23 protein-coding genes, 1 other RNA gene and 1 pseudogene are annotated in these 26552 nt (G+C 72.2%); 21 read left to right on the top strand and 4 right to left on the bottom strand.

Translation table 11 applies throughout. The annotated features are described in order from the left end of the window. The 3 genes and pseudogenes from RBXJA2T_RS20410 to RBXJA2T_RS20535 form a co-directional block, all read left to right on the top strand. Positions 1-370: pseudogene (locus RBXJA2T_RS20410) on the top strand (hypothetical protein); the annotation flags it as partial. 113 nt (positions 371-483) lie between these two features. Continuing rightward, positions 484-1359: a protease HtpX gene (htpX, locus tag RBXJA2T_RS14125; protein ID WP_029718672.1), complete on the top strand. Its 876-nt coding sequence runs from the start codon at positions 484-486 to the stop codon at positions 1357-1359. 42 nt (positions 1360-1401) lie between these two features. Then, positions 1402-1578: a hypothetical protein gene (locus RBXJA2T_RS20535; RefSeq protein ID WP_009858079.1), complete on the top strand. Its 177-nt coding sequence runs from the start codon at positions 1402-1404 to the stop codon at positions 1576-1578. Positions 1579-1631: 53 nt separating this feature from the next. On the opposite strand, the gene cysK is transcribed toward RBXJA2T_RS20535, so the two are convergent. Continuing rightward, positions 1632-2549, bottom strand: coding sequence for a cysteine synthase A (cysK, locus tag RBXJA2T_RS14120; protein ID WP_009858078.1), 918 nt, complete (start codon positions 2547-2549; stop codon positions 1632-1634). Positions 2550-2577: 28 nt separating this feature from the next. Here cysK and rnpB point away from each other — a divergent pair. The 3 genes from rnpB (at position 2578) to RBXJA2T_RS14110 (ending at position 5282) form a co-directional block, all read left to right on the top strand. After that, positions 2578-2913: RNase P RNA component class A (rnpB, locus tag RBXJA2T_RS19550), an RNA gene on the top strand. 102 nt (positions 2914-3015) lie between these two features. Further along, entirely contained in the window at positions 3016-4221 is a 1206-nt protein-coding gene (locus RBXJA2T_RS14115) for a multidrug effflux MFS transporter (RefSeq protein WP_009858077.1), read from the top strand. A 47-nt stretch (positions 4222-4268) separates the two neighbouring features. Next, a complete protein-coding gene (locus RBXJA2T_RS14110; protein WP_230761081.1) occupies positions 4269-5282 on the top strand; it encodes a carbonic anhydrase in 1014 nt (337 codons plus the stop codon). Here RBXJA2T_RS14110 and RBXJA2T_RS14105 read toward each other — a convergent pair. After that, a complete protein-coding gene (locus tag RBXJA2T_RS14105; RefSeq protein WP_009858075.1) occupies positions 5266-5601 on the bottom strand; it encodes a hypothetical protein in 336 nt (111 codons plus the stop codon). The genes RBXJA2T_RS14110 and RBXJA2T_RS14105 overlap by 17 nt on opposite strands. Before the next feature lie 372 nt (positions 5602-5973). Between RBXJA2T_RS14105 and mraZ the strand changes: the two genes are divergently transcribed. From mraZ to ftsZ, 15 genes are all read left to right on the top strand, one after another. Continuing rightward, a complete protein-coding gene (gene mraZ / locus RBXJA2T_RS14100) occupies positions 5974-6447 on the top strand; it encodes a division/cell wall cluster transcriptional repressor MraZ (protein ID WP_500690870.1) in 474 nt (157 codons plus the stop codon). Continuing rightward, positions 6444-7385, top strand: coding sequence for a 16S rRNA (cytosine(1402)-N(4))-methyltransferase RsmH (gene rsmH, locus RBXJA2T_RS14095; RefSeq protein ID WP_009858073.1), 942 nt, complete (start codon positions 6444-6446; stop codon positions 7383-7385). Before mraZ ends, rsmH begins: the two co-directional genes overlap by 4 nt. After that, positions 7382-7678 (top strand): cell division protein FtsL, encoded by a 297-nt coding sequence (gene ftsL / locus RBXJA2T_RS14090; RefSeq protein ID WP_009858072.1) that lies wholly within the window; start codon positions 7382-7384, stop codon positions 7676-7678. Before rsmH ends, ftsL begins: the two co-directional genes overlap by 4 nt. Then, entirely contained in the window at positions 7675-9441 is a 1767-nt protein-coding gene (locus tag RBXJA2T_RS14085) for a peptidoglycan D,D-transpeptidase FtsI family protein (RefSeq protein WP_009858071.1), read from the top strand. Before ftsL ends, RBXJA2T_RS14085 begins: the two co-directional genes overlap by 4 nt. Positions 9442-9484: 43 nt before the next feature. Then, positions 9485-10960, top strand: a complete 1476-nt coding sequence (locus RBXJA2T_RS14080) for a UDP-N-acetylmuramoyl-L-alanyl-D-glutamate--2,6-diaminopimelate ligase (protein ID WP_009858070.1) — start codon at positions 9485-9487, stop codon at positions 10958-10960. After that, the gene (locus tag RBXJA2T_RS14075) at positions 10957-12303 is read left to right on the top strand and encodes a UDP-N-acetylmuramoyl-tripeptide--D-alanyl-D-alanine ligase (protein WP_009858069.1); all 1347 of its coding nucleotides are present in this window, start codon (positions 10957-10959) and stop codon (positions 12301-12303) included. Before RBXJA2T_RS14080 ends, RBXJA2T_RS14075 begins: the two co-directional genes overlap by 4 nt. Next, positions 12303-13484 (top strand): phospho-N-acetylmuramoyl-pentapeptide-transferase, encoded by a 1182-nt coding sequence (gene mraY, locus RBXJA2T_RS14070; RefSeq protein ID WP_009858068.1) that lies wholly within the window; start codon positions 12303-12305, stop codon positions 13482-13484. Before RBXJA2T_RS14075 ends, mraY begins: the two co-directional genes overlap by 1 nt. A 5-nt stretch (positions 13485-13489) precedes the next feature. Beyond that, positions 13490-14989 carry a UDP-N-acetylmuramoyl-L-alanine--D-glutamate ligase gene (gene murD, locus RBXJA2T_RS14065; protein ID WP_009858067.1) on the top strand — a complete coding sequence of 500 codons (1500 nt, stop codon included), beginning with the start codon at positions 13490-13492 and terminating at the stop codon, positions 14987-14989. Continuing rightward, entirely contained in the window at positions 14986-16224 is a 1239-nt protein-coding gene (ftsW, locus tag RBXJA2T_RS14060) for a putative lipid II flippase FtsW (RefSeq protein WP_009858066.1), read from the top strand. The genes murD and ftsW overlap by 4 nt, the downstream gene beginning before the upstream one ends. Continuing rightward, positions 16221-17300, top strand: coding sequence for an undecaprenyldiphospho-muramoylpentapeptide beta-N-acetylglucosaminyltransferase (murG, locus tag RBXJA2T_RS14055; protein WP_009858065.1), 1080 nt, complete (start codon positions 16221-16223; stop codon positions 17298-17300). Before ftsW ends, murG begins: the two co-directional genes overlap by 4 nt. Further along, complete coding sequence (murC, locus tag RBXJA2T_RS14050) at positions 17297-18718, top strand: UDP-N-acetylmuramate--L-alanine ligase (protein ID WP_009858064.1); 1422 nt, start codon at positions 17297-17299, stop codon at positions 18716-18718. The genes murG and murC overlap by 4 nt, the downstream gene beginning before the upstream one ends. Then, entirely contained in the window at positions 18715-19665 is a 951-nt protein-coding gene (locus RBXJA2T_RS14045; protein ID WP_009858063.1) for a D-alanine--D-alanine ligase, read from the top strand. The genes murC and RBXJA2T_RS14045 overlap by 4 nt, the downstream gene beginning before the upstream one ends. A 7-nt stretch (positions 19666-19672) precedes the next feature. Then, the gene (locus RBXJA2T_RS14040) at positions 19673-20455 is read left to right on the top strand and encodes a cell division protein FtsQ/DivIB (RefSeq protein WP_009858062.1); all 783 of its coding nucleotides are present in this window, start codon (positions 19673-19675) and stop codon (positions 20453-20455) included. An 8-nt stretch (positions 20456-20463) separates the two neighbouring features. After that, positions 20464-21696, top strand: a complete 1233-nt coding sequence (ftsA, locus tag RBXJA2T_RS14035) for a cell division protein FtsA (protein WP_009858061.1) — start codon at positions 20464-20466, stop codon at positions 21694-21696. 76 nt (positions 21697-21772) lie between these two features. After that, complete coding sequence (gene ftsZ / locus RBXJA2T_RS14030) at positions 21773-23005, top strand: cell division protein FtsZ (RefSeq protein ID WP_009858060.1); 1233 nt, start codon at positions 21773-21775, stop codon at positions 23003-23005. 233 nt (positions 23006-23238) lie between these two features. Here ftsZ and RBXJA2T_RS19545 read toward each other — a convergent pair whose 3' ends face one another. Both RBXJA2T_RS19545 and RBXJA2T_RS14020 read right to left on the bottom strand, forming a co-directional pair. Next, complete coding sequence (locus tag RBXJA2T_RS19545) at positions 23239-24054, bottom strand: immunoglobulin domain-containing protein (protein ID WP_157998581.1); 816 nt, start codon at positions 24052-24054, stop codon at positions 23239-23241. A 57-nt stretch (positions 24055-24111) separates the two neighbouring features. Beyond that, positions 24112-26552, bottom strand: a 2441-nt coding sequence (locus tag RBXJA2T_RS14020) for an AAA family ATPase (protein WP_039956739.1), incomplete at its 5' end; no start/stop codon positions are given.

Raw genomic sequence — 26552 nt, 5'->3', positions numbered from 1 at the left:
CCCGCGCCGCGCGCCGCGCCGGCGCAAGACCGTCGAGCCCGCGGCCGAGCCTGCCGGCGAACCCGCTGCCGCGGCGGCTCCAGTCTCCGCGCCCGAGCCGGCGCCGAAGCCGGCGCCCCGGCCTCCGCGGGCGGCGCCCGCGCCGGCTGCGGCCTACCCCGACGAGATCCGCCAGATCCTCGCCGCGCTGCCCGAACTGCTGCGCGGCGACGCGGTGGAACTGCGCCTGGCCGCCGAACGCCTGCGCGACGCCGAGCTGCTGGGCCCGCGCGCGTCGTCGACACGCTTCTTCGCGCCGCATGCCGAGCGCTTCGAGCTGCTGCCGGCCGGCCAGCCGAACAAGGTGCGGCTGCGCCCGATCGAAGGCTGATCCCCCGGCCAAGCCCCCGGTCCTCCGGGGGCAAGTCTTGAATCGCAGGGCCGCGCCCTAACATGCGCGGCTGTTTGGACTATTCCCGCCAACGCGGAAAAGGCGCTACGACGATGAAACGAGTGATGCTGTTCGTTCTGACCAACCTGGCGGTGATGCTGGTGCTGGGCATCACGGCCAGCGTGCTGGGCGTCAACCGCTTCATGACGGCCAACGGCCTGAACCTGGGCTCGCTGCTCGCGTTCGCGGCCATCTTCGGTTTCGGCGGCGCGATCATCTCGCTGCTGATGAGCAAGCCGATGGCCAAGATGAGCACCGGCGCCCAGGTCATCAACAACTCCCAGGACCCGACGCACCGCTGGATCGTCGGCACCGTCGAGCGTTTCGCCCAGAAGGCCGGCATCGGCATGCCCGAGGTCGCGATCTACCCGGGCGAGCCCAACGCCTTCGCCACCGGCGCGTTCAAGAACTCGGCGCTGGTCGCGGTGTCGACCGGGCTGCTGCAGAGCATGACGCGCGAGGAGGCCGAGGCCGTCATCGGCCACGAGGTCGCGCACATCGCCAACGGCGACATGGTCACGATGACGCTGATCCAGGGCGTGATGAACACCTTCGTCGTGTTCCTGTCGCGTGTCGTCGGCTACTTCGTCGACCGCGTGATCCTGAAGAACGACCGCGAAGGCCCGGGCATCGGCTACTACGCGACGACCATCGTGCTCGACATCGCGCTGGGTGTGCTGGCGGCGATCATCGTGGCCTGGTTCTCGCGCGCCCGCGAGTTCCGCGCCGACGCCGGCGCCGCCCAGCTGATGGGCCGCAAGCAGCCGATGATCAACGCGCTGGCGCGTCTGGGCGGCCTCGAGCCGGGCCAGCTGCCGCAGCAGGTGCAGGCGATGGGCATCAACGGCAAGCCGGGCGGCTTCATGGCGCTGTTCTCCAGCCACCCGCCGATCGAGGAGCGCATCCGCGCGCTGCAGCAGGCCCAGTAAGCCGCCTTGCCCGGGCGCCGCGCGCCGCCGCATACTGCCGCCATGAAGATGCGCTGGTGGGTGCTGGGCTGGATCGCGGCGGTGGCCGCCGGCGTCGGCCTCGCGCACTGGTGGGCCCCCAAGGTCGTGCTGGTGCCGGCCTCGGCGCAGCCCGAGGACATGGTGCCGCTGCCGGTGCCGCCGATCCAGGCGGCCGCCGCGCCGGCCCTCGAGGCCTAGAAACAAGAAAGCCCCCGCACGCGGGGGCTTCGTCATTCAGCGGGGCAGGGCGCTCAGGCGGGCAGGAAACCGTCGATCGACAGGTAGCGCTCGCCGGTGTCGTAGTTGAAGCCGAGCACGCGGGCGCCGGCCGGCAGCTCGGGCAGCTTCTGCGCGATCGCCGCCAGCGTCGCGCCGCTGGAAATGCCGACCAGCAGGCCTTCCTCGCGCGCGCTGCGGCGCGCCATCTCGCGTGCCGCCTCGGCCTCGACCTGGATCACGCCGTCGAGCCGTTCGGTCCTCAGGTTCTTCGGCACGAAGCCGGCGCCGATGCCCTGGATCGGGTGCGGCGAGGGCTGGCCGCCGCTGATCACCGGGCTGGCGCTCGGCTCGACGGCGAAGACCTTCAGCTTCGGCCAGCGCGCCTTCAGCACCTGGGCGCAGCCGCTCAGGTGGCCGCCGGTGCCGACGCCGGTGATCAGCGCGTCCAGACCTTCGGGGAAGTCGCGTGCGATCTCCTCGGCCGTGGTGCGCACGTGCACGTCGATGTTGGCCGGGTTCTCGAACTGCTGCGGCATCCAGGCGCCGGGGATCTCGGCGACGAGCTCCTGGGCGCGCGCGATCGAGCCCTTCATGCCCTTCTCGCGCGGCGTCAGCTCGAAGCTGGCGCCGTAGGCCAGCATCAGGCGGCGGCGCTCGACGCTCATGCTGTCGGGCATCACCAGGATCAGCTTGTAGCCCTTGACCGCGGCGACCATCGCCAGGCCGATGCCGGTGTTGCCCGAGGTCGGCTCGACGATCGTGCCGCCGGCCTTCAGCGCACCCGAGCGCTCGGCGTCCTCGACCATCGCCAGCGCGATGCGGTCCTTGACCGAGCCGCCGGGGTTGGCGCGCTCGCACTTGACCCACACCTCGTGCGTGCCGCCGAACAGGCGGTTGATGCGGACGTGCGGCGTGTTGCCGATGGTGGCCAGGACGTTGTCGGCTCTCATTCTTGCTCTCCGGGGATAATGGCACGGTGAAGCGGACCAGACCGCCGCCGGTGCATCAGCGGAAACGCCGCACGGGAGGAAGGTCCGGACTGCACAAGGCAGCGTAGCAGCTAACGGCTGTCCACCGCGAGGTGAGGATTAGAGCAACAGAGACGAGTCCGGGCGGATGCAAGTCCGCCCGGGGTGAAACGGGCAATCTCTACGCGCAGCAACACCGAATAGGCCGGCGATGATGTCGCCTGCGGAGCCGGCGGGTAGGTGGCACCGAGCCGTGGAGCGATCCACGGCCAAGAGGAATGGCGGTCACGCCGCGCCTTGAAAGAGGCGCGGTGCACAGAATCCGGCCTATCGGTTCGCTTCACACTTTTTCCTTTCGCCCGGCGCGACGTCGCCGGGTGCCGTGCTTGCCCCTGGACGGGCAGGCTCACGACGCCGTCGATAGACTCGCCGGCTTTTCGCCGCCCCGATGAATCCCGACGCGCCCCGACTCTGGCGCGGCCCGCGCTGGGCGCTGGCCGTGCTGCTGGCCTGCCTGGGCATGCTGGGGCCGTTCTCGATCGACACCTACCTGCCGGCCTTCGCCGGCATCGCGCGCTCGCTCGACGCGACGCCGGTGCAGATGCAGCAGACGCTGTCGGCCTACCTCGCCGGCTTCGCGCTGATGAACCTGTTCCACGGCGCGCTGGCTGACAGCTTCGGCCGCCGGCCGGTGGTGCTGGCCGGCCTGGGCCTGTTCACGCTGGCCTCGCTGGGCTGCGCGCTGTCGCCGTCGATCGGCTGGCTGGTGTTCTTCCGCGCGATCCAGGGCATGTCGGCCGGCGCCGGCGTCGTCGTCTCGCGCGCCATCATCCGCGACATGTTCCCGCCGGCCGACGCGCAGCGCGTGATGTCGCAGGTGACGATCTACTTCGGCGTCGCACCGGCCATCGCGCCGATGATCGGCGGCTTCCTGTTCGTGCACGCCGACTGGCATTCGATCTTCTGGCTGCTGGTGCTGATCGGCGCGGCGCTGTGGGCGGCCAACTGGCGCTGGCTGCCCGAGACGCTGCATGCCGACGCGCGCCAGTCCTTCCACCCGGTGCCGCTGCTGCGCGGCTACTGGGACATGGTGCGCAGCGCGCGTTTCATGGCGCTGGTCTTCGCCAGCGGCGTGCCGTTCAACGGCATGTTCCTGTACGTGCTGTCGGCGCCGGTGTTCGTCGGCGAGCACCTGGGGCTGGCGCCACAGCAGTTCTTCTGGTTCTTCCTGTTCACGATCGGCGGGATCATGGGCGGCGCCTGGGCCTCCGGGCGCGCCGCCGGCAAGCTCGGGCCGCATCGCCAGATCCGCTACGGTTTCACGATCATGGCCGTGGTGTCGGTGCTCAACGTCGGCCTGAACCTGGTGTTCAAGGCCGAGGCCTGGTGGGCGATGCCGCTGATCGGCGTCTTCTCGTTCGGCTGGGCGCTGATGGTGCCGGTGGTCACGCTGATGGTGCTGGACCTGGTGCCCGAGCGCCGCGGCATGGCGTCTTCGGTGCAGTCCTGCGTCGGCAGCGCCGCCAACGCGCTGGTCGCCGGCGTCGTGGCGCCGCTGGTGATGCACTCGACGGCGACGCTGGCGCTGGCCTCGTTCGCGCTGATGGCGGTGGGCATCGTCGCCTGGTTCTGGGTCCGGCCGCGCCTGGGGTGATTCAAGCGCGGCCCCGCGGCGGCCGATATCCGGGGCGGAGACCCCGCATGAACCGTTCCCGCCCCGCTGCCGTCCGCCCTGCCGCAAACCCTGCCTGGTACGCCTGGGCGGTGCTGCCCGTGGCCGCGGCGCTGCTGTTCGCGCCGCCGTCGCGGGCGTCCGAGCGGGGCGCGCCGCCCGCCAAGGCGGCGGCCAGCGCGGCCCCCGAGGCCGAGCCGCTGGACCCGCTGGATCGCGTGCGCGAGCGCCTGGCCGAGAAGCTCGGCGCGATGAAGGCGCCCGACACCCCGGGCAACGTGCTGCGCATCTCGTCGCGGGTGCCGGGCGACGCGCCGGCGGCGCGCAAGCCCGCGCCGCGCCCGCGCCCCGAGCCGGTGCCGGCCCCCGAGATCCACTGGAACTACACCGGCGAGGGCGGCCCGGCGCGCTGGGGCGCGCTGCGGCCCGAGTTCGGCCTGTGCGCGCGGGGCCAGCGCCAGAGCCCGATCGACATCCGCGGCGGCATCGCCGTCGACCTCGAGGAGATCGTCTTCGACTACCGGCCGGCCGGCTTCGCGGTGCTGGACAACGGCCACACGGTGCAGGTCAACGTCGGCCCGGGCAACGTCATCGCCGTCGGCGGGCGTCGCTACGAGCTGCAACAGTTCCACTTCCACCGCCCGTCGGAGGAGCGCATCGACGGCCGCCAGAGCGAGATGGTCGCGCACCTGGTGCACCGGGACCCGGAAGGCCGGCTGGCCGTCGTCGCGGTGCTGCTGCAGCGTGGCGAGGAGCAGCCGGTGGTCCAGTCGGTGTGGAACAACCTGCCGCTGGAGAAGCACGACGAGGCGCGGGCTTCCGGCGCGATCGACCTGGCCCAGCTGCTGCCCGCCGATCGTGGCTACTACACCTACATGGGCTCGCTGACGACGCCGCCGTGCACCGAAGGCGTGCTGTGGATCGTCATGCGCCAGCCGGTGGCGGTGTCGCAGGAGCAGATCGACATCTTCGCGCGGCTCTATCCGATGAACGCGCGGCCGGTGCAGCCGTCCTCGGGGCGGCTGATCAAGCAGTCCCGCTGAGGTCGCCGCCGCCGCGGCGGCGCAGCAGCAGCAAGGCCGGCCACAGCCACAGGCTGGCGAACCACAGCGCCACGCGCCCGGCCGACACCGGCCGCGTCTCGTGGCGCGCGACCTTCATGAACAGCACCACCGCCCCGGCGACGACGTAGGCCAGCAGCGCCGCGTAGGTGCCGGCGCGCCAGGCGTAGTCGTCGGCGACCAGGTCGCCGATCCAGCGCCCGAGCAGCGCCGCGGCGGGCACCGACAGCACGACGGCGATCGTCAGCCCGACGAGGGCATGGCGCAGGCGGTACAGCGGGTCTTGGTTCTGCCAGGTCATCGGTTCGGTGCGGTCACGGGCGGCGCGAGTATGGCCCCGGGGCGGTGGCCGCAGGCGCTTGGGCCCGCTCCGGCAGGGCTCTCCGGCGCCCGGCGGCGGCGGGTTGCCGCCCCACCACGCGGCCCTCGCGTCCCGGCGCCCGGCCCGGGCGGGTGTGGAATCGTGGGGGAGATCCACCTTCCCCCACTGCAGCGCTGCCGCGGCCGTCAAGCCCGGCGTCGCTCACAAACCACTTTCAGTGAGGCTTGCAAGTCCTTCATTCTGAAGCACTTTCCGGCTGCAAAAGTCCTTGCGAGAGCGTCGGTAAGTCCTTGATTCCACTGAATTTTTACGCTTCCGCGCCATTGACCCCGAGCCCGGCGCTCAGGTAGAGTGCAGAAAAGTAGATTTCTGTGGGGTTTCGTGGCTGCATTTGCCTTCCGAGGGGGTCCGGTGCTCACGCTGGACGCGAAGGGACGGGTCACCGTCCCGGCGCGTTGGCGTGACGTGCTGATGTCCACCGTCCAGGGGCAGATGGTGGTCGCGAAGAACCACGCCGGCTGCCTGACGCTGTACCCGCGTCCCGTCTGGGACGCGTTCGAGGCCGAGCTCGTGCGTCTGCCGCTGAAGTACGAAGGGTGGCGGCGCGTGTTCATCGGTTCGGCCACGGAAGTCGAGATCGACGCCGCCTCGCGCGTGCTGGTGCCGCCCGAACTTCGGGCCTGGGCCGGGCTGGAGCGCGAGGTCGTCTTCATGGGCGTCGGCGACAAGTTCGAATTGTGGGACAAGGCCCGCTACGAGGCGGCCGAGGCGCAGACGATCGCCAGCGGCATGCCCGAAGAGCTGCAGAACCAGGTCGCAGGATGACCGCCGTGACGCAGACGGGTCGCGCCCACACGACCGTCTTGCTCGCCGAGGCCGTCGAGGCCCTCGTGACGCAGGCGGACGGCCTCTACGTCGACGGCACCTTCGGCCGCGGCGGCCACACGCGTGCGCTGCTGGCCGCGCTGTCGCCGCGCGCGCGGGTGCTCGCGTTCGATCGCGACCCCGAGGCCATCGCCGCCGCGGCGGCGATCGACGACCCCCGTTTCACGATCTGCCACGCCAGCTTCGGCGCGATGCGCGAGGAACTCGCCGCACGCGGCGTCGGGCAGGTGCAGGGTGTGCTGCTCGACCTGGGCGTCAGCTCGCCGCAGATCGACACGCCCGAGCGCGGCTTCAGCTTCCGCTTCGACGCGCCGCTGGACATGCGCATGGACACGACCCGCGGCGAGACCGCCGCGGACTTCCTGGCCCGCGCCGACGAGCGCCACATCGCACAGGTGATCCGCGACTATGGGGAAGAACGGTTTGCTCTACAGATTGCAAAGGCGGTTGTTGCTCGCCGGCAGGGCGGGGATCAGCTTCGAACCACCGGGGAGCTTTCCGCGCTCGTGGCTCGTGCAGTCAAAACCCGCGAGCCGGGCCAGGACCCTGCAACGCGCACATTTCAGGCTCTTCGGATTTTCGTCAACGCCGAGCTTGAGGCGCTCGAACAGGGACTGAGCGCCGCGCTGCAGCTGCTCGCGCCGGGCGGCCGTCTGGTCGTCATCAGCTTCCATTCGCTCGAAGACCGCATCGTCAAGAACTTCATCACGCGCGAGAGCCGCGACGAGTTCGACCGGCGTGCGCCGATGGCGCCGCCGCGGGCGCTCAAGCTCAAGGCCCTCGCCCGCGTCAAGCCGGGCGACGACGAAGTGCGCGCCAACCCGCGCGCGCGCTCGGCGGTGATGCGCGTGGCCGAACGCACCGAGGTGCCGGCATGAGCAAGCTGCTCAACGCCGTGCTGCTGGTGCTGCTGCTGGGCAGCGCCTTCGCGCTGGTGCGCAACGCCTACGAGAGCCGGCGCCTGTTCGCGGCGCTGGACCGGGCGAAGAACGAGCAGTTCCAGCTCGAGGCCGACTACAAGCGCCTGGACGCCGAGCGCCAGGCGCAGGCGACCAACCTGCGCGTCGAGCGTGTCGCACGCGAGAAGCTGGCGATGCGCCCGGCCACGCCGGCGGTGACGCAGTACGTCGGCGACGGCGCGGCGCCGGCCGCCTCCGGGGGCGCTCGATGATCGGGCGGCGCAAGAACGGCGGCGCCAGCGTGCGCAGCGTCAACTACGCCACCAGCCCGCTGCTGGCGAGCAAGACGCCGCCGTGGCGCTCGCGTTTCGTCGTCGCGATGGTCGCGCTGTCGTTCGCGCTGCTGCTCGGGCGCGCCGTCTGGGTGCAGGTCGTCGGCAACGACTTCTATCAGAAGCAGGGCGAGAAGCGTTACGCGCACACGCTGTCGCTGCAGGCCAGCCGCGGCCGCGTGCTCGACCGCAACGGCCTGGTGCTGGCGTCGAGCGTGCCGTCGCCGTCGATCTGGGCCATCCCCAAGGACTTCCAGGCCGACGGCGGCGAGCGCCGTGCGCTGGCACGTGCGCTGGGCATGTCGCCGACCGAGCTCGACACGCGGCTGGCCGGCAACCCCAACTTCGTCTGGCTGCGCCGCCAGGCCGACGACGCCACCTGGGACAAGGTCAAGGCCATGGGCCTGAAGGGCGTCTACCAGGTGCGCGAGTACAAGCGCAGCTACCCCGAGGGCGAGTCGGCGGCGCACGTCGTCGGCTTCACCAACGTCGAGGAGCGCGGCCAGGAAGGCATCGAGCTGCGTTTCGACAAGGAGCTGCAGGGCCGCGACGGCCTGCGCGCCGTGGTGCGCGACCGCCTGGGCCGCGTTGTCGAGGACATCGGCGACCAGACCGCCGCGCTCGACGGCCGCGACGTGCAGCTGGCGCTGGACTCCAAGGTCCAGTTCTACGCCTACCAGCGCGTGCGCGACGCCGTCGCCCAGCACGGCGCCAAGGCCGGAAGCGTCGTCGTGCTGGACGCGCTGACCGGCGAGGTGCTGGCGCTGGCCAACTACCCGAGCTACGACCCGGGGCAGCGCCGCAACCTCAGCGGCGCGCAGCTGCGCAACCGCGCGCTGACCGACACCTTCGAGCCCGGCTCGACGATGAAACCCTTCGTCGCCAGCCTGGCGATGGAGACCGGCCGCGTGTCGCCGTCGACCGTCATCGACACCGCGCCCGGCACGATCACGATCACCGGCTCGACGATCCGCGACTCGCACCCGCACGGCGCGCTGACCGTCGCCCAGGTGATCCAGAAGTCGAGCAACGTCGGCACCGTCAAGATGGCGATGCAGATGCAGCCGCGCGAGATGTGGGAGGTGTTCTCGGCGATCGGCCTGGGGCAGAAGCCGCAGATCGACTTCCCCGGCGCCGTCACCGGCCGGCTGCGCCCGTACAAGACCTGGCGCCCGATCGAGCAGGCGACGATGAGCTACGGCTACGGCCTGTCGGCGAGCCTGCTGCAGATCGCGCGCGCCTACACCGTCTACGCCCGCGACGGCGACATCGTGCCGGTGTCGATGCTGCGCCAGGACGGCCCGGTCGCCGGCGTCAAGGTGTTCGAGCCCGAGACCGCGCGCACGATGCGCGCGATGCTGGGCCTGGTGACCCAGCCCGGCGGCACCGCCACCGCCGCGGCGGCGATCGGCTACTCCACGGGGGGCAAGTCCGGCACCGCGCGCAAGCAGGAAGGCAAGGGCTACACCAACAAGTACCGCTCCTGGTTCGTCGGCATCGCGCCGATCTCCTCGCCGCGCATCGTCGTCGCGGTGATGGTCGACGAACCGAGCAAGGGCGTGTTCTACGGCGGCGCCGTCGCCGGACCGGTTTTCAGCCAGGTCGTGCAGAACACGCTGCGCATGATGGGCGTGCCGCCGGACATCCCGGTGCAGGCGCAGATCGTCGCCGATCCGGCCGCCGCCGAGCAGGAAAGCTTCTGATGCAGATCCCGTCCCAGCCCTTCGTCGTCACCGGGGAGGCCGCATGCCGCTGACGCGCCTGAAGTCCCCCGAGGCCGCCGCCCGCTGGCTCTCGTCCTGGGTCACCGGCACGCTGCGCACCGACAGCCGCCTCGTGCAGCCCGGCGACGCCTTCATCGCCTGGCCGGGTTACGCCAACGACGGCCGCCGCTTCGTCCAGCAGGCGCTGGACGCCGGCGCGTCGACCTGCCTGGTCGAGCTCGACGGCGTCGAGGCCTTCGGCTTCGAGGACGCGCGTGTCGCGACGCTGCCCGACCTGAAGGCCGTCACCGGCGACATCGCCCACGCCTATTTCGAGCACCCGAGCCAGCGGCTGAAGCTCGTCGCCACGACCGGCACCAACGGCAAGACCTCGACCGCCTGGTGGACCGCGCAGGCGCTGACCCGCCTGGGGCAGCGCTGCGGCGTGATGGGCACGCTGGGTGTCGGCGAGCCCGGCGCGGTGCGCGCCACGGGCCTGACGACGCCCGACCCGGTGACGCTGCATGCCGCCTTCCGCGGCTTCGTCGACCAGGGTTTCGCCGCCTGCGCGCTGGAGGCCTCGTCGATCGGCATCGTCGAGCACCGCCTGGACGCCGCCGAGATCGACGTCGCGCTGTTCACCAACTTCACGCGCGACCACCTCGACTACCACGGCACGATGGCCGCGTACTGGGAGGCCAAGCGCCGCCTGTTCGCCTGGCCGGGGCTGAAGGCCGCGGTGATCAACGTCGACGACGAGCAGGGCGCGCGGCTGGCCGCCGAGCCGTTGGCGCTGGACGTCTGGACCTACGCCGTGAACGGCGCGGCGCGCCTCGTGGCGCGCGACGTGCGTTATGTCGACGGCGGCTTGGCCTTCACGCTGCACGAAGGCGACGCCGCCGTCGAGGTGCGCAGCACGCTGATCGGCGAGTACAACGTGCACAACCTGCTGGCCGTGCTCGGCGGCCTGCGCGCGCTGGGCGTGGCGCTGGCCGACGCCGCGGCCGTCGTGCCGGCGCTGACGCCGGTGCCCGGGCGCATGCAGCGGGTGCCCGGCGAGCACGTCGAGGTCGTCGTCGACTACGCCCACACGCCCGACGCGCTGGAGAAGGTGCTGCAGGCGCTGCGCCCGCTGGCGGCCGCGCGTGGCGGCCGGCTGTGGTGCGTGTTCGGCTGCGGCGGCAACCGCGACGCCACCAAGCGCCCGCTGATGGGCGCCATCGCCGCGCGCCTGGCCGACCGCGTCGTCGCCACCAGCGACAACCCGCGCGACGAAGCGCCGTGTTTCATCCTGTCGCAGATCCTGGCCGGCGTCGCCGGCCACGACGAGGTCGACGTCATCGAGGACCGCCACGAGGCGATCGCCTATGCGGTCGCCAACGCCGCGCCGGGCGACGTCGTGCTGCTGGCCGGCAAGGGCCACGAGGACTACCAGGAGATCAAGGGCGTGCGCCGCCCGTTCTCCGACGAGACCGAGGCGCGTGCCGCGCTGGCGCGCCGCACGGAGGTGCGCGGATGAGGTCGACGCTGGCCCAGGCGCTGCCGTTCGTGCCCGGCGCGACGCTGGTCGGCGAAGGCACGACGGCGTTCGCGCGCGTGCACACCGACACGCGCACGCTGCAGCCCGGCGACCTGTTCGTCGCGCTGCGCGGCGAACGTTTCGACGGCCACGAGTTCCTCGCGTCCGCGCGCGAGGCCGGCGCCGTCGCGGCGATCGCCGAACACGGCCTGTCCGATGCGCTGCCCGGCCTGCAGGTGCCCGATGCGCTGGCCGCGCTGCAGCAGCTGGCCGCCGGCTGGCGCGCGCGTTTCACGCTGCCGCTGGTCGCCGTCACCGGCAGCAACGGCAAGACGACGGTCACGCAGATGGTCGCCGCGATCCTGCGTGCCGCGCACGGCGACGCCGCCTTCGCCACGCGCGGCAACCTGAACAACCACATCGGCGTGCCGCTGACGCTGCTCGGGCTGGAGCCGGCGCATGCCGCCGGCGTCGTCGAGCTGGGCATGAACCACCCCGGCGAGATCGCCGAGCTGGCGGCCATCGCCCGGCCGACGATCGCGCTCGTCAACAACGCCCAGCGCGAGCACCAGGAGTTCATGGCCACGGTCGAGGCCGTGGCGCGCGAGAACGGCCAGGCGATCGCGATGCTGCCGCCCGACGGCGTCGCCGTGTTCCCGGCCGACGACGACTACACGCCGCTGTGGCGCGAGCTGGCCGGTGCGCGCCGCACGATCACCTTCGCGCTCGACGGCGCCGCCGACCTGACGGCCCGCGCCACCTGGCAGGGTGATCGCTGGCGCGTCGAGATGGCGACGCCGGCCGGCCCGCTGGTCACCACGCTGGCCGTCGCCGGCCGGCACAACGTGAAGAACGCGCTCGCCGCCGCGGCCTGCGCGCTGGCCGCGGGTGTCGCGCCGGCGGCCATCGCCGCCGGCCTGACGGCCTTCCAGCCGGTGGCCGGGCGTTCGCAGGCCGCGCGCCTGGCCACGGCGCACGGCGAGATCACGCTGGTGGACGACAGCTACAACGCCAACCCCGACTCGGCGCTGGCCGCCGTCGCCGTGCTGGCGGCGCTGCCCGGCCCGCGCTGGCTGGTGCTGGGCGACATGGGCGAGGTCGGCGAGCGCGGCCCCGAGTTCCATGCCGAGGTCGGCGCCGCGGCGCGGGCCGCCGGCATCGAGACGGTCTGGACCGCCGGCACGCTGTCGCGCCACGTCGGCGCCGATCGTCATTTCGACAACACGCCGGCGCTGGTCGCCGCGCTCGCCGACGCGCCGCAGGCCGCGTCGGTGCTGGTCAAGGGTTCCCGGTTCATGCGGATGGAGCAGGTCGTGCGCGCGTTGAAGGAAGGGGTGCGCTGATGCTGCTCACCCTCAGCCAGTGGCTCCTCTCGCTGTTCCCGGACGAGCTGGGTTTCCTGCGCGTCTTCCAGTACCTCACGTTCCGCGCGGTGCTCGCGGCGATGACGGCGCTCTTGATCGGCCTGGCGCTGGGCCCCTGGGTCATCCGCCGGCTGACCGAGATGAAGATCGGCCAGCCGATCCGCGAGTACGGCGTGCAGACCCACCTCGGCAAACGCGGCACGCCGACGATGGGCGGCGTGCTGGTGCTGCTGGGCATCGCGGTGTCGACGCTGCTGTGGTTCGACTGGAGCAACCGCTTCGTCTGGGTCGTGATGATCGTGACCTTCGGCTTCGGCGCCATCGGCTGGGCCGACGACTACCGCAAGGTCGTGCGCAAGGACCCGGAAGGCATGCGCTCGCGCGAGAAGTTCTTCTGGCAGACGCTGATCGGCCTGTTCGCCGCGGTCTACCTCGCGTTCAGCGTCTCCGAGACCTCGAACCTGCGCGTGCTGGAGCTGTTCGTGCGCTGGGTGACGAGCGGCTTCTCCAACGACCTGCCGCCCAAGGCCGACCTGATCGTGCCGTTCTTCAAGACGGTGAGCTACCCGCTGGGCGTGTTCGGCTTCATCGCGCTGACCTGGTTCGTCATCGTCGGCGCCAGCAACGCCGTCAACTTCACCGACGGCCTGGACGGGCTGGCGATCATGCCGGTGGTGCTGGTCGGCTCGGCGCTGGGCGTCTTCGCCTACGTCACCGGCAACTCGGTGTTCTCGCGCTACCTGCTGCTGCCCTACATCCCGGGCGCCGGCGAGCTGCTGGTGTTCTGCGCCGCGCTGGCCGGCGCGGGGCTGGCCTTCCTGTGGTTCAACGCCAACCCGGCGCAGGTCTTCATGGGCGACGTCGGCGCGCTGGCGCTGGGCGGCGCGCTGGGCACGATCGCCGTCATCACGCGCCAGGAGATCGTGCTCGGGATCATGGGCGGCATCTTCGTCGCCGAGGCGCTGTCGGTGATGGCCCAGGTCGCCTGGTTCAAGTACACGAAGAAGCGCTACGGCGAGGGCCGGCGCATCTTCCTGATGGCGCCGCTGCACCACCACTACGAGAAGAAGGGCTGGACCGAGAGCCAGGTCGTGGTGCGCTTCTGGATCATCACGATGCTGCTGTGCCTGGTCGGCCTGGCCAGCCTGAAGCTGCGGTGAGCACGATGGACCTGCACGACCGCTCCGTCCTCGTGCTCGGCCTCGGCGACTCCGGGCTGGCGATGGCGCGCTGGTGCGCGCGCCACGGTGCGCGCGTGCGCGTCTGGGACTCGCGCGAGAACCCGCCCGGCGTCGCCGCGCTGCGCGAGCACTGCCCCGGCGCCGAGCTGCTGTCGGGCGCGCTGCCGCGCGAGGCCGTCGAGGGCGCCGCGCGCGTGCTGAAGAGCCCCGGGCTGGCGCCGCACGACGCGCGCATCGCCGCGGTGCTGCAGGAGGCGCGGTTCCGCGGCCTGCCGGTGCAGGGCGAGCTCGACCTGTTCGCCGAGGCGCTGGCCGCGCTGAAGGCCGAACGCGGCTACGCGCCGCAGGTCATCGCGATCACCGGCACCAACGGCAAGACGACGACGACGACGCTGACCGGGCTGCTCGTCGAACGTGCCGGGCGCAGCGTCGTGCTGGCCGGCAACATCGGCCCGACGATGCTCGACACGCTGGCCGCGCGGCTGGACGAGCTGCCCGAGGTCTGGGTGCTCGAGCTCTCCAGCTTCCAGCTCGACGGCGTCAGCGGCTTCGAGCCGGCCGCCGCCGCGGTGCTCAACGTCACCCAGGACCACCTGGACTGGCACGGCTCGATGGAGGCCTACGCCGCGGCCAAGGCGCGCGTCTTCGGCCGCGACGCGGTGATGGTCATCAACCGCGACGACCCGCTGGTCGAGGCCATGGTGCCGCCGCCGCCGCCGGCCAAGGGCCGCAACAAGCCGGTGGGCCGCAGCGTGCAGCGTTTCGGCCTGGACGCGCCGCGCCGCCCCGGCGACTGGGGCCTGGTCGTCGAGAACGGCATGGCCTGGCTGGTGCGGGCGCTGCCGGCCGACGAGACCGTCAAGCTGCGCCGCGACGAGGACCACGAGATCCACCTGCAGCGCCTGATGCCGGCCGACGCGCTGCGCATCCGCGGCCGCCACAACGCCGCCAACGCGCTGGCCGCGCTGGCGCTGGCCACGGCCATCGGCTGCCCGCTCAGCTCCTTGCTGCACGGCCTGCGCGACTACGCCGGCGAGCCGCACCGCGTGCAGTGGATCGGCAACGTCGGCGAGGTCGAGGCTTTCGACGACAGCAAGGGCACGAACGTCGGCGCCACCGTCGCCGCGCTCGACGGCCTGGGCGCCGACAAGGCGCCGGCCAGGCTCGTCGTCATCCTCGGCGGCGACGGCAAGGGCCAGGATTTCGCGCCGCTGGCCGCACCGCTGGCGCGCTGGGCGCGTGCCGTGGCGACCATCGGCCGCGACGCGCCGGCCATCGAGCCGCACGTGCGCGGCCCGGTGCTGGCGCGCCACGCCACGCTGGAGGCCGCCGTCGCCTGGTGCTTCGAGCAGGCCCAGCCGGGCGACGCCGTGCTGCTGAGCCCGGCCTGCGCCAGCATGGACATGTTCCGCAACTACGCCCACCGCGCCGAGGTCTTCGCCGCCGCGGTGCAGGCGCTGGCCGCGGAGAAGGGCCAGGCATGAAGGCCGTCGGCGCGATCCGCGAATGGTGGGCGGCCCGGCGCGAGAGCGTCGGCACGCTGCCGGTGCGCGACCGCGTCGCCGCCGGCGGCCGCCCGGCGACGCTGCGCGCCTTCGACCAGAGCTTCGTCGCCGTCGTCGCGACGCTGCTGCTGCTCGGCCTGGTGATGGTCTATTCGGCCTCGATCGCGCTGCCCGACAACCCGAAGTTCGCCAACTACTCGTCCTCGTACTTCCTGACGCGCCACGTCTTCGCGCTGGCGCTGGGCGCGGTGGTCGCGTTCGCCGTCGTGCAGGTGCCGGTGTCGTTCTGGGAGAAACACGCCGAGAAGATCTTCGTCGTCTCGCTGGTGCTGCTGGTGCTGGTGCTGCTGCCCTTCGTCGGCAAGGTGGTCAACAACTCGCGCCGCTGGATCCCGCTGGGCATCATGAACTTCCAGCCCTCGGAGCTGGCGAAGATCACGATCGCCATGTACGCGGCCAGCTACATGGTGCGCAAGATGGACGTGAAGGAGAACTTCTTCCGTGCCGTCTGGCCGATGGTCGTCGCGGTGGCCTTCATCGGCGCGCTGCTGCTGCGCCAGCCCGACATGGGCGCCTTCATCGTCATCGCGACGGTGGCCATGGGCATCCTGTTCCTGGGCGGCGTCAACGGCCGCATGTTCTTCCTGATCGCCGCGGTGCTGGTCGGCACCTTCGCGACGATCATCGCCTTCGACGACCTGCGCCGCGAGCGCATCCTGGCCTACCTGAACCCCTGGGACCCGGCCTACGCCCAGGGCAAGGCCTACCAGCTGACGCACTCGCTGATCGCCTTCGGCCGCGGCGAGCTCTTCGGCCAGGGGCTGGGCGCCAGCGTCGAGAAGCTGCACTACCTGCCCGAGGCGCACACCGACTTCCTGCTCGCCGTCATCGGCGAGGAGCTGGGTTTCGTCGGCGTCGCCTCGGTCATCGCGCTGTTCTTCTGGCTGACGCGGCGCATCTTCGTCATCGGCCGTCAGGCGATCGCGCTGGACCGCGTCTTCGCCGGGCTGATGGTGCAGGGCGTCGGCATCTGGATGGGCGGCCAGGCCTTCATCAACATGGGCGTGAACCTCGGCGTGCTGCCGACCAAGGGCCTGACGCTGCCGCTGATGAGCTACGGCGGCTCGGCGATCCTGATGAACCTCGTCGCGCTGGCGATCGTGGTGCGCGTCGATGTGGAGAACCGCAGCCTGATGCGCGGAGGCCGCGTATGAGCGGGCGCCACCTCGTCGTGATGGCGGCCGGCACCGGCGGCCACGTCATTCCCGGCATCGCCGTCGCGCGCGAGATGCAGCGCCGCGGCTGGACCGTGAGCTGGCTGGGCACGAAGACCGGCATGGAGAACAAGCTGGTGCCCCCGACCGGCATCACGCTGGACACGATCGGCTTCGCCGGCCTGCGCGGCAAGGGCGCGATGGGCGCGCTGACCGGCGGCCTGCGCCTGCTGAAGGCCTTCGCCGACTGCCTGGGCATCCTGCGCCGGCGCCGCGCCGACGCCGTGCTCGGCATGGGCGGCTACGTCTGCTTCCCCGGCGGGCTGATGGCTTCGCTGCTGTCCAAGCCGCTGGTGCTGGTCAACGCCGACGCCGCGATGCTGCTGTCCAACCGCTCGCTGCTGCCGGTGGCCGACCGCGTCGCCTTCGGCTTCGACGGCGCGGCGGCGCAATCGACGAAGAACGCCGTCGTCACCGGCAACCCGGTGCGCGCCGAGATCGAGGCGCTGCCGGCGCCGGCCGAACGTTATGCCGGCCGCAGCGGCGCGCTGAAGCTGCTCGTCGTCGGCGGCAGCCTGGGCGCCAAGGTGCTCAACGAGACCGTGCCGCAGGCGCTTGCCCGGCTGGCGCCGCACGAGCGTCCGCTCGTCACCCACCAGACCGGCGCCGCCCAACTCGACGCCGTGAAGGCCGCCTACGCCGCGGCCGGCGTCGACGCCGAGGTGCTGCCGTTCATCGACGACATGCCGCGCCGCCTGGCCGAGTGCGACCTGATGCTGTGCCGTGCCGGCGCGATCACGGTCAGCGAACTGTGCGCCGCCGGCGTTGCATCGATCCTGGTGCCGCTGATCGTCAGCACGACCTCGCACCAGCGTGACAACGCCGAGATGATGGCCGCCCGGGGTGCCGCCAGGCACCTGCCGCAATCCGAACTGAACCCCGAACGCCTCGCCGACGAGCTGCGCGCGCTGGACCGCGCCGCGCTCGCCGCGATGGCCGACCGCGCCCGCGCGCTGGCCCGCCCGCAGGCGGCCGCGCGTGTGGCGGACCTGATCGAGAACCTGAGCAAGCGATGAAACACGCGGTCAAGCAGATCCACTTCGTCGGCGTCGGCGGCGCCGGCATGAGCGGCATCGCCGAGATCCTGCACAACCTGGGCTACCGCGTCACCGGCAGCGACCAGGCCGCCAGCGCGACCACCGAGCGCCTGGCCGCGCTGGGCCTGCGCATCGCCATCGGCCACGACGCCGCCAACATCGAGGGCGCCGACGCCGTCGTCATCTCGACCGCGGTGAAGGGCGACAACCCCGAGGTCATCACCGCCCGTGCGCGCCGCATCCCGGTCGTGCCGCGCGCGGTGATGCTGGCCGAGCTGATGCGCCTGCGCCGCGGCATCGCCATCGCCGGCACGCACGGCAAGACGACGACGACCTCGCTGGTCGCCAGCGTGCTCGCCGAAGCCGGCCGCGACCCGACCTTCGTCATCGGCGGCAAGCTGCTGAGCGCCGGCGCCAACTCGCGCCTCGGTTCGGGCGAGTACATCGTCGTCGAGGCCGACGAGAGCGACGCCTCGTTCCTGAACCTGATGCCGATCATGGCCGTCGTCACCAACATCGACGCCGACCACATGGAGACCTACGGCCACGACCTGTCGCGGCTGCGTTCGGCCTTCGTCGACTTCATCCACCGCATGCCGTTCTACGGCGCGGCCATCGTCTGCGGCGACGACCCCGGCGTGCGCGCGATCATGCCGATGCTGTCGCGCCCGGTCGTCAGCTACGGCCTCGGCGAGGACGTGCAGGTGCGCGCCGTCGACGTCGAGGCGCTGCCCGGCGGGCGCATGCGGTTCACCGCCCAGCGCCGCAACGGCGTCGCGCTGCCCGACCTGTCGATCACGCTGAACCTGCCCGGCGTGCACAACGTCTGCAACGCGCTGGCCGCGATCGCCGTGGCGATGGAGCTGGAGCTGCCCGACGAGCCGACGGTGCGTGCGCTGGCCGGCTTCACCGGCGTCGGCCGGCGCTTCCAGCGCTGGGGCGAGCTGCCGGTGTCGGCGGCGCGCGGCGGCGGCAGCTTCACGCTGATCGACGACTACGGCCACCACCCGGCCGAGATGGCGGCGGTGGTCGCCGCGGCGCGCGGCGCCTTCCCGGGCCGGCGCCTGGTGCTGGCCTTCCAGCCGCACCGCTACACCCGCACGCGCGACTGCTTCGAGGACTTCGTCAAGGTCATGGGCAGCGCCGACGCGGTGCTGCTGACCGAGGTCTACGCCGCCGGCGAGGCGCCGATCGTCGCCGCCGACGGCCGCGCGCTGGCCCGTGCGCTGCGCGTCGCCGGCAAGGTCGACCCGGTGTTCGTCGACGCCATCGCCGAGCTGCCGCAGGCGATCGCCGAGTTCGCGCAGGACGGCGACGTGGTCATCGCGATGGGCGCGGGGTCGATGGGCGGCGTGCCGCAGAAGGTCGTGGAACTGACGCAAGGAGCCGTGGCATGAACCCCCTGGGCAAGGTCGCCGTCCTGATGGGCGGCTCGAGCGCCGAGCGGCAGGTGTCGCTGATGTCGGGCAACGGCGTGCTCGAGGCGCTGCGCCGCGCCGGCGTCGACGCGCACCCGTTCGACCCGGCCGAGCGCGAGCTGGCCGAACTCAAGCACGCCGGCTTCGAACGTGCCTTCATCGCGCTTCACGGCCGCCACGGCGAGGACGGCACGGTGCAGGGCGCGCTGGAGCTGCTGCGCATCCCCTACACCGGCTCCGGCGTGATGGCCAGCGCGATCGCGATGGACAAGGTGATGACCAAGCGCATCTGGGCCGCCGAAGGGCTGCCGACGCCGCGCTGGGCCTGGCTCGCGCCCGAGCGCCAGGCGCGCGAGCACGTCGTCGCCGTGCCCGACCAGCTCGGCCTGCCGCTGATCGTCAAGCCGCCGCGCGAGGGCTCGTCGATCGGCATCACCAAGGTCGCCGGCTACTCCGAGATGCAGGACGCGGTGAAGCTGGCGTCCGAGTACGACGCCGACGTGCTCTGCGAGGAGTTCATCGACGGCGAGGAAGTCACCTGCGCGGTGCTCGGCGACGGCGCCTCGGCGCGGGCGCTGCCGGTGATCCGCATCGTCGCGCCGGGCGGCAACTACGACTTCGAGCACAAGTACTTCTCCGAGGAGACCGGCTACCACTGCCCGAGCGGCCTGCCGCCGGCCGAGGAGGCCGAGATCCAGCGCCTGACGCTGGCCGCCTACCGCCTGCTCGGCTGCCGCGGCTGGGGCCGCGCCGACCTGATGATCCGCGCCAGCGACCGCAAGCCCTTCCTGCTGGAGATGAACACCAGCCCGGGCATGACCAGCCACTCGCTGGTGCCGCTGGCCGCGCGCGTGGCCGGCCTGAGCTACGAACAGCTGTGCGTGCACGTGCTCGAGTGCGCCGCGCTGGACCACCCGGGGACCTGAGACGACCATGAGCCGCGCCCCAGCCCTGCCGCTGGCCGAACAACCGGTCGACGTGCGCCTGATGAACGGCGTCGCGGCCGGGGTGTTCGTGCTCGCCGGCGCGGCGCTGCTGGCCGCCGGCGTGGCCTGGCTCTCGCGCGCGCCGCTGTTCACGATCCACGCCGTCGAGATCGACGGCGACCTGGGCCGCAACAGCGTGCACACGATCCGCGCCAACGCGATGCCGCGGCTGCGCGGCAACTTCTTCAGCCTGGACCTGGACCAGGGCCGCGAGGCCTTCGAGGCCGTGCCCTGGGTGCGCAGCGCGGTCGTGCGCCGGGTCTGGCCCGACCGGCTGGCGGTGCGTCTGGAGGAGCACCGCGCGGCCGCCGTCTGGCAGGGCGACGACGGCAACGACCGCCTCGTCAACAGCTACGGCGAACTGTTCGACGCCAATGTCGGCGACGTCGAGGACGACGGCCTGCCGGCGTTCTCCGGTCCCGACGAGGCTGCGGCCTCGGTGCTGGCGATGTACCGCCGGCTGCAGCCGCTGTTCGAGCCGCTGGACGCGGCGATCGGCGAGCTGCATCTGTCGCACCGCGGCTCGTGGCGTGTCGAGCTCGACAGCGGCGCGACGCTGGAACTGGGCCGCGGCAGCGAGGACGAGGTGCTCGCGCGCGCCGCGCGCTTCGTGCGCACGCTGCCCGAGGTGACGGCGCGCTGGCGCGCGCCGCTGGAATACGCCGACCTGCGCCACACCGACGGCTATGCGGTGCGACTGCGTGGCGTGACGACGAAGACGATCAACTGAAGGACAACATGGCCAAGGAATACAAGGATCTCGTCTTCGGCCTGGACATCGGCACCGCCAAGGTCATGGTGGTCGCCGCCGAAGTGCTGCCCGACGGCGAGCTGCGCGTCGCCGGCCTCGGCGTCGCGACGACGCATGGCCTGAAGCGCGGCGTCGTCGTGAACATCGACGCCACGGTGCAGAGCATCCAGCAGGCCTTGAAGGAGGCCGAGATGATGGCCGCCTGCAAGATCGACCGGGTCTACACCGGCATCACCGGCAGCCACATCCGCGGCCAGAACTCCACCGGCATGGTCATCGTGCGCGACAACCGCGAGGTGACGACGGTGGACGTGGCGCGTGTCGTCGAGACCGCCAAGGCGATCAACATCCCCAACGACCAGCGCCTGCTGCTCGTCGAGCCGCAGGAGTTCGTGATCGACGGCCACGAGGTCAAGGAGCCGATCGGCATGAGCGGCTCGCGGCTGGAGGTCAAGGTCCACATCGTGACCGGCGCCCAGAGCGCGGCCGAGAACATCCTCAAGTGCGTGCGCCGCTGCGGCCTGGAGGTCGAGCGCCTGGTGCTCAACCCCAGCGCCAGCGCCGCCGCGGTGCTGACCGACGACGAGAAGTCGCTCGGCGTGGCCGTCGTCGACATCGGCGCCGGCACCACCGACGTGCAGATCTACACCGACGGCAGCGTGCGCCACACCGCGGTGATCCCGATTGCCGGCGACCTGATCACCAGCGACATCGCGATGGCGCTGCGCACGCCGACCAAGGACGCCGAGGAGATCAAGGTCGAGCACGGCGTCGCCAAGCAGCTGCTGGCCGACCCGGCCGACCAGGTCGAGGTGCCGGGTCTGGGCGACCGCGCGCCGCGCATGCTCAGCAAGCAGGCGCTGGCCGGCGTCATCGAGCCGCGCGTCGAGGAGATCTTCACCCTCGTGCACCAGGTCATCCGCGAGAGCGGCTACGAGGAGCTGCTGTCCTCGGGGATCGTCATCACCGGCGGCTCGTCGGTGATGCCCGGGATGATCGAGCTCGGCGAGGACATCTTTCTGAAGCCGGTGCGGCGTGGCCTGCCCACGTACCACGCCGCACTCGGCGACATGGTCGCGAATCCGCGGTCGGCCACCGTCATGGGGCTGCTCGAGGAGGCGCGTCTGGCACGGCAACGCGGTCACAAGGCCGCGGCCCAGGCGGGGTCGGTGACGACGCTGCTCGGCCGCGCCAAGGACTGGTTCCTGGGCAATTTCTGAAGAGGACCCGTGACGAGGTCCCGTTTCCAACCGTCAAGTCAACCGTCTGGCAACTGCATTCACTAGGAGGCTCCACATGCCCATCGAAATGATCGAGGAATTCGACCAAGGCACGCAGATCAAGGTGATCGGCGTCGGCGGCGGCGGCGGCAATGCCGTCGAGCACATGATCGCCCAGGGCGTGCAGGGCGTGGACTTCATCTGCGCCAACACCGACTCGCAGGCCCTGCACCGCAGCGGCGCGGCGACGCTCGTGCAGCTGGGCACCAGCGGCCTGGGCGCCGGCGCCAAGCCCGAGGTCGGCCGCTCGGCCGCCGAGGAGGCCGTCGACCGCATCCGCGAGGCCATCAGCGGCGCGCACATGCTGTTCATCACCGCCGGCATGGGCGGCGGCACCGGCACCGGCGCCGCGCCGGTCATCGCCCGCGTCGCCAAGGAGATGGGCATCCTGACCGTCGGCGTCGTCACCAAGCCGTTCGAGTTCGAAGGCAAGCGCCGCGGCAAGCAGGCCGACGACGGCGTCAGCGAGCTCGAGGCCAACGTCGACAGCCTGATCGTCGTGCTCAACGAGAAGCTGCTCGACGTGATGGGCGAGGACGTGACGCAGGACCAGGCCTTCGCGCACGCCAACGACGTGCTGAAGAACGCCGTCGGCGGCATCAGCGACATCATCCACATCCCCGGCCTCGTCAACGTCGACTTCGAGGACGTGAAGACGGTGATGAGCGAGCCCGGCAAGGCGATGATGGGCACCGCCACCGCCGGTGGCCCGGATCGCGCGACCAAGGCCGCCGACGCTGCGGTGGCCTGCCCGCTGCTCGAAGGCATCGACCTGTCGGGCGCACGCGGCGTGCTGGTGCTGATCGCCGCGAGCAAGGCGACCTTCAAGCTCGCCGAGAGCCGCAACGCGATGAACACCATCCGCCGCTACGCCGCCGACGACGCCCACGTCATCTACGGCACGGCCTACGACGAGAGCCTGGGCGACCAGCTGCGCGTCACCGTCATCGCCACCGGCCTGAGCTCGGCGCGCCGCCAGGAGACCCGCCCGGCGCCGCCGCTGGCCGTGGTGCAGCAGGCGCCGGCCGCGCAGCCGGTGCTGCGCACCGGCACCGACAACCTGCCGATCCTGACCCAGCCGGCGCTCGGCGCCGCCGCGCCGGCCCCGGCGCACGACTACGCCGGGCTGAACACGCCCAGCGTCTGGCGCAGCGGCCGCAGCCAGGCCGCGGCCAAGGTCGACGCGCTGGCCAGCAACGGCATGGACGAGATCGAGATCCCCGCCTTCCTGCGCAAGCAGGCTGACTGAGCCGGGACGTGCAAGGCCGGAAGGCCTTGCACGCCAGGCTCAGGCCCGAGCGCGATTTCACGCGCGAGGGCTGAGCCGGGACGTGCGGTTCGGGAAGGCCTTGCACGCCAGGCTCAGGCCCGAGCGCGATTTCACGCGCGAGGGCTGAGAGCCCAGTTTCAGACGGTTGACCAGACGGGAAGGGGCGGCCCCCAGGGCCGCCCCTTTGTCGTTCCCGCTCCTCCTCCCCCTGTTCAGTAGCGCAGCGCGCCGTCGAGCACGACCTCGGGCCCGCCGGTCCAGGCCGGCACGCGGGTGCCGGCGAAGCGCAGCGTGCGGGCTTGCCGGTCCAGCGTGATGCCCAGTGCCGGCAGGCTGCAGCCCTCGCCGGCACAGGCGTAGTTCAGTCCCATCGCGCCGACGACCCCGGGTGACAGCGTGATGCCGATGGCGTTGACCTGCGTGCCCGGTGTCGCGCCCGGCTCGGCGACGCCGTTGGACATCAGCGTGACCATCAGCTGGTCGCCCGGGCCGCGGCTCCAGATCAGCATCAGCGACGAGCTGCAGCTGCCCGCGTTGCAGGCCGGTGCCTGCGCCGAGGCCGACGCGCTCGCCGGCACGTAGCGCGCGCCGGCCCCGACCGCGTCCGCGGCCGGGCCGCTCAGCGTCAGCGCGTCCTCCACCGGGGCCGCCGCGACCGACAGCACGGCCTCGGCGCTGGTCGTGCTGCCCTCGGCGTTGGAGACCACGACACGGAACACCGCGCCATCGTCCGCGGCGGTCGCCGCCGGCGTCGTGTAGCGATCGTCGGTCGCGCCCGCGATGTCCAGGCCGTCGCGCTGCCACTGGTAGACCAGCGGCGCCGTGCCGCTGGCGCTGACCTCGAACTGCGCCTGCTGGCCTTCCTCGACGCGGGTCGACGCCGGCTGAAACACGATCACCGGCGCGCCGGCCGGCACGACGTTGGTGTCGTCGCCGCTGCCACCGCCGCCGCCGCAGGCGGCCAGGGCCGCCGTCAGCATCGCGGCGAGCCACACCCGCCCCACGTCCCGTGCACGACTGGAAACCATCGCTGCGCTCCTTCCTGAATGCCGGCATCCGGCTCCCAGGGTGTAGCGGCGAGGCACTTACTGCCGCGTTACCCGCGCCGCCAGGGCGCGCAAGGCCACGTTGACCGGCTGGCGGTGCAGGAACCCCTCGACGAACGGGGCGGGCACGTGGGGCAGGGCCTCGCGGTGCACCCAGTCCAGCGCCGTGTCCAGGCAGCGGCGGGTGTCGGCGGCGCGTCCGGCGCGGTGGAAGGCCTGCGCGCACAGCAGCAGCTGGCCCGGCAGGTAGTAGGCCGGCGATCGCGCGGCCAGCGCCCGCTGCTCGACACGTTCGGCGGCCACGCCGGCGGCGGCTTCCGGCAGGAACTCGAGCACGCGTGCGGCGGCTTCCGCTGCAAGCGGAAAGAACTCGGCCGCTTCGGCACGCCGCTGCAGCGCCGCCAGCGCCTGTGCATCGCCATCCAGCGCGGCGAGTTCGACGGCTGCCGCGAGGTGGACTTGGTCATCGGGCGGTGCCTGCACCACGGCGTCGTCGAGCAGCGCCCGCGGCACCGCTGCAGTCGCCGCGGCGATCTGGGCGCGCAGCAACTGCTGCCCGGCCCGTGTCGGGCCGGGCGGGAACTCCATCATCCCGTCCAGGCAGCGGTGCGCCCGCGCCGGCTGGCCCAGCGCCAGCCAGACGCGGCCCGTCAGACCCAGGGCGACCGTGCGCTGGACGCCGTTGTCGGCCAGCATCTCGGTGGCCGTCTCCAGCAGTTCCAGCGCCTCGTCGTAACGGCCAGCTCCGGCCAGCCAGTAGCCGAGTGTCGCGCGGTTCCAGCCGACGATCGAACGCGAATGCTCGACGTCGGTGGCCAGACGGTCGGCCTCGCGGCCGTAGGCGATCGCGGCCTGCAGCTCGCCCTGCCGTCCGTGCAGGTTGGACAGGTTCATCAGCGCGCACAGCTGCTCGCCGACGGCGCCCAGCTCGCGGGCCACCGCGAGGTGGGCCTCGGCCACGGGCCGGGCCTCCATGGCACGGTTCAAGCGCACCAGGATCGCGGCCAGGTTGCCGAGGAAGTCGCATTGCAGCGCCCGGTCGCCGACGCGGTCGATGCGCGAGCGCCACGGTTGCATCAGCGCCAGCGCCTCGTGCACGCGCCCGCGCAGCGCCTCGCCGTGGGCCAGCAGCGCGGTGGCGCGGGCGCGGCTCGTGTCGTCGCCGGCCGAGTGCAGCGCGGCGATGGCAGCTTCGCGGCCTTCTTCGAGGCGCATGTCCCACATCAGCGCCAGCGCCAGAGCCGCCAGCGCCTCTGCCGCCTGCGGCGTGCCGCGGCAGTCCTCGACCAGCGCGCGGCCGTCGGCGATCGCGTTGGCGCAGGCGCCGCTGTGCAGCACAGGCACCAGCCGCAAGGTGCGCGCCCGCCGGGCCGCGACGGCGTCCCCAGCGGCGTCGTGCTCGTAGGCCGCGTCCGCCAGCAGTTCTGCCTGCTCGCGAGGCCGGCAGGCCCTTTCCGCGAGCCGCGATGCGGCCTCGAAGGCCGCCGCCGCCTCGGCGTGCCGGCCGGCCTCGCGCCAGTGCCGCGCGACACGTGCCGGAGCGGCGCCGTTGGCGGCCAGCGCCGCCGCCACGTGGCCGTGCGTGTGCCGGGCGATCACCTGCGGGATCGCGGCCAGCACCGCGTCCTGGATCAGGTCGTGCGCGAACTGCTCGCCGCGCAGCACCTGAGCCTGCTCCAGCTCGTGCCAGGCGCCGGCCAGGCGCAGTGCCGGCACGCCCAGCACCTGCTCGGCCAGCGGCAGGTCGAAGTCGGGCGTCGCGATGGCCGCCACGCGGGCCAGCGCCAGCGCCTCGGGCGACAGCCGTGCAAGCCTCAGCTCGACCAGGTGCGCCAGCGCACGCGGCACCGGCAGCGTGCCTTCGGGCAGGCCGTCGCGCCAGGCGGCGCGCAGCGTCTCCAGCACGAACAGCGGGTTGCCGCCGCAGCGCTGCAGCAATTGGTCGGCCAGGGCCCGCGACTGCGGCGGCGCCACGTCCAGACCCTGCAGCAGCTCGGCAAGGTCGCTGGCTTCCAGCGGCCCGAGCAGCAGGCGGCGCGTGCCGCCGCTCTCGAGCAGCGCCGTCAGGGCGTCGTCGGCGCCGTGGGCCGGCGGCCGCCGGGCGAGGATCCAGCGCAGTGCAGGTTCAACGGCCAGTGCCAGCAGCGTCTCGATGCTCGCGCGGTCGGCGAAGTGCAGGTCATCGACGGCGACGACGCGCAGGGCCTGCCGCTGCGCCGCCAAGAGCGCGTGCCGCAGCAGCGCGGGCATGCGCTCGGGACGCGCCGGCGCCGTCTCGGCCTCGGCCGGGTCCAGGCGCTGCAGCAGCCGCATCAGCGTCGCGTAGGGCACGCCTTCGTCGCCGGGCCGGGCCTGCACGTGCAGGGCGTCGGCCCGGCCGGCCAGATGCTCCTGCAGCAGCCGCGTCTTGCCGATGCCGGCGTCGCCGACCAGCAGCAGCACGGCGCCGTCGCGCTCGGCGGCCGCGAGCTCGGCCAGCG

Source organism: Rubrivivax benzoatilyticus JA2 = ATCC BAA-35, assembly GCF_000190375.1.
Lineage (GTDB): Bacteria > Pseudomonadota > Gammaproteobacteria > Burkholderiales > Burkholderiaceae_C > Rubrivivax > Rubrivivax benzoatilyticus.
Note: the sequence above shows the minus strand (reverse complement) of the source record. Positions and strands in the feature narration are given on the sequence as shown.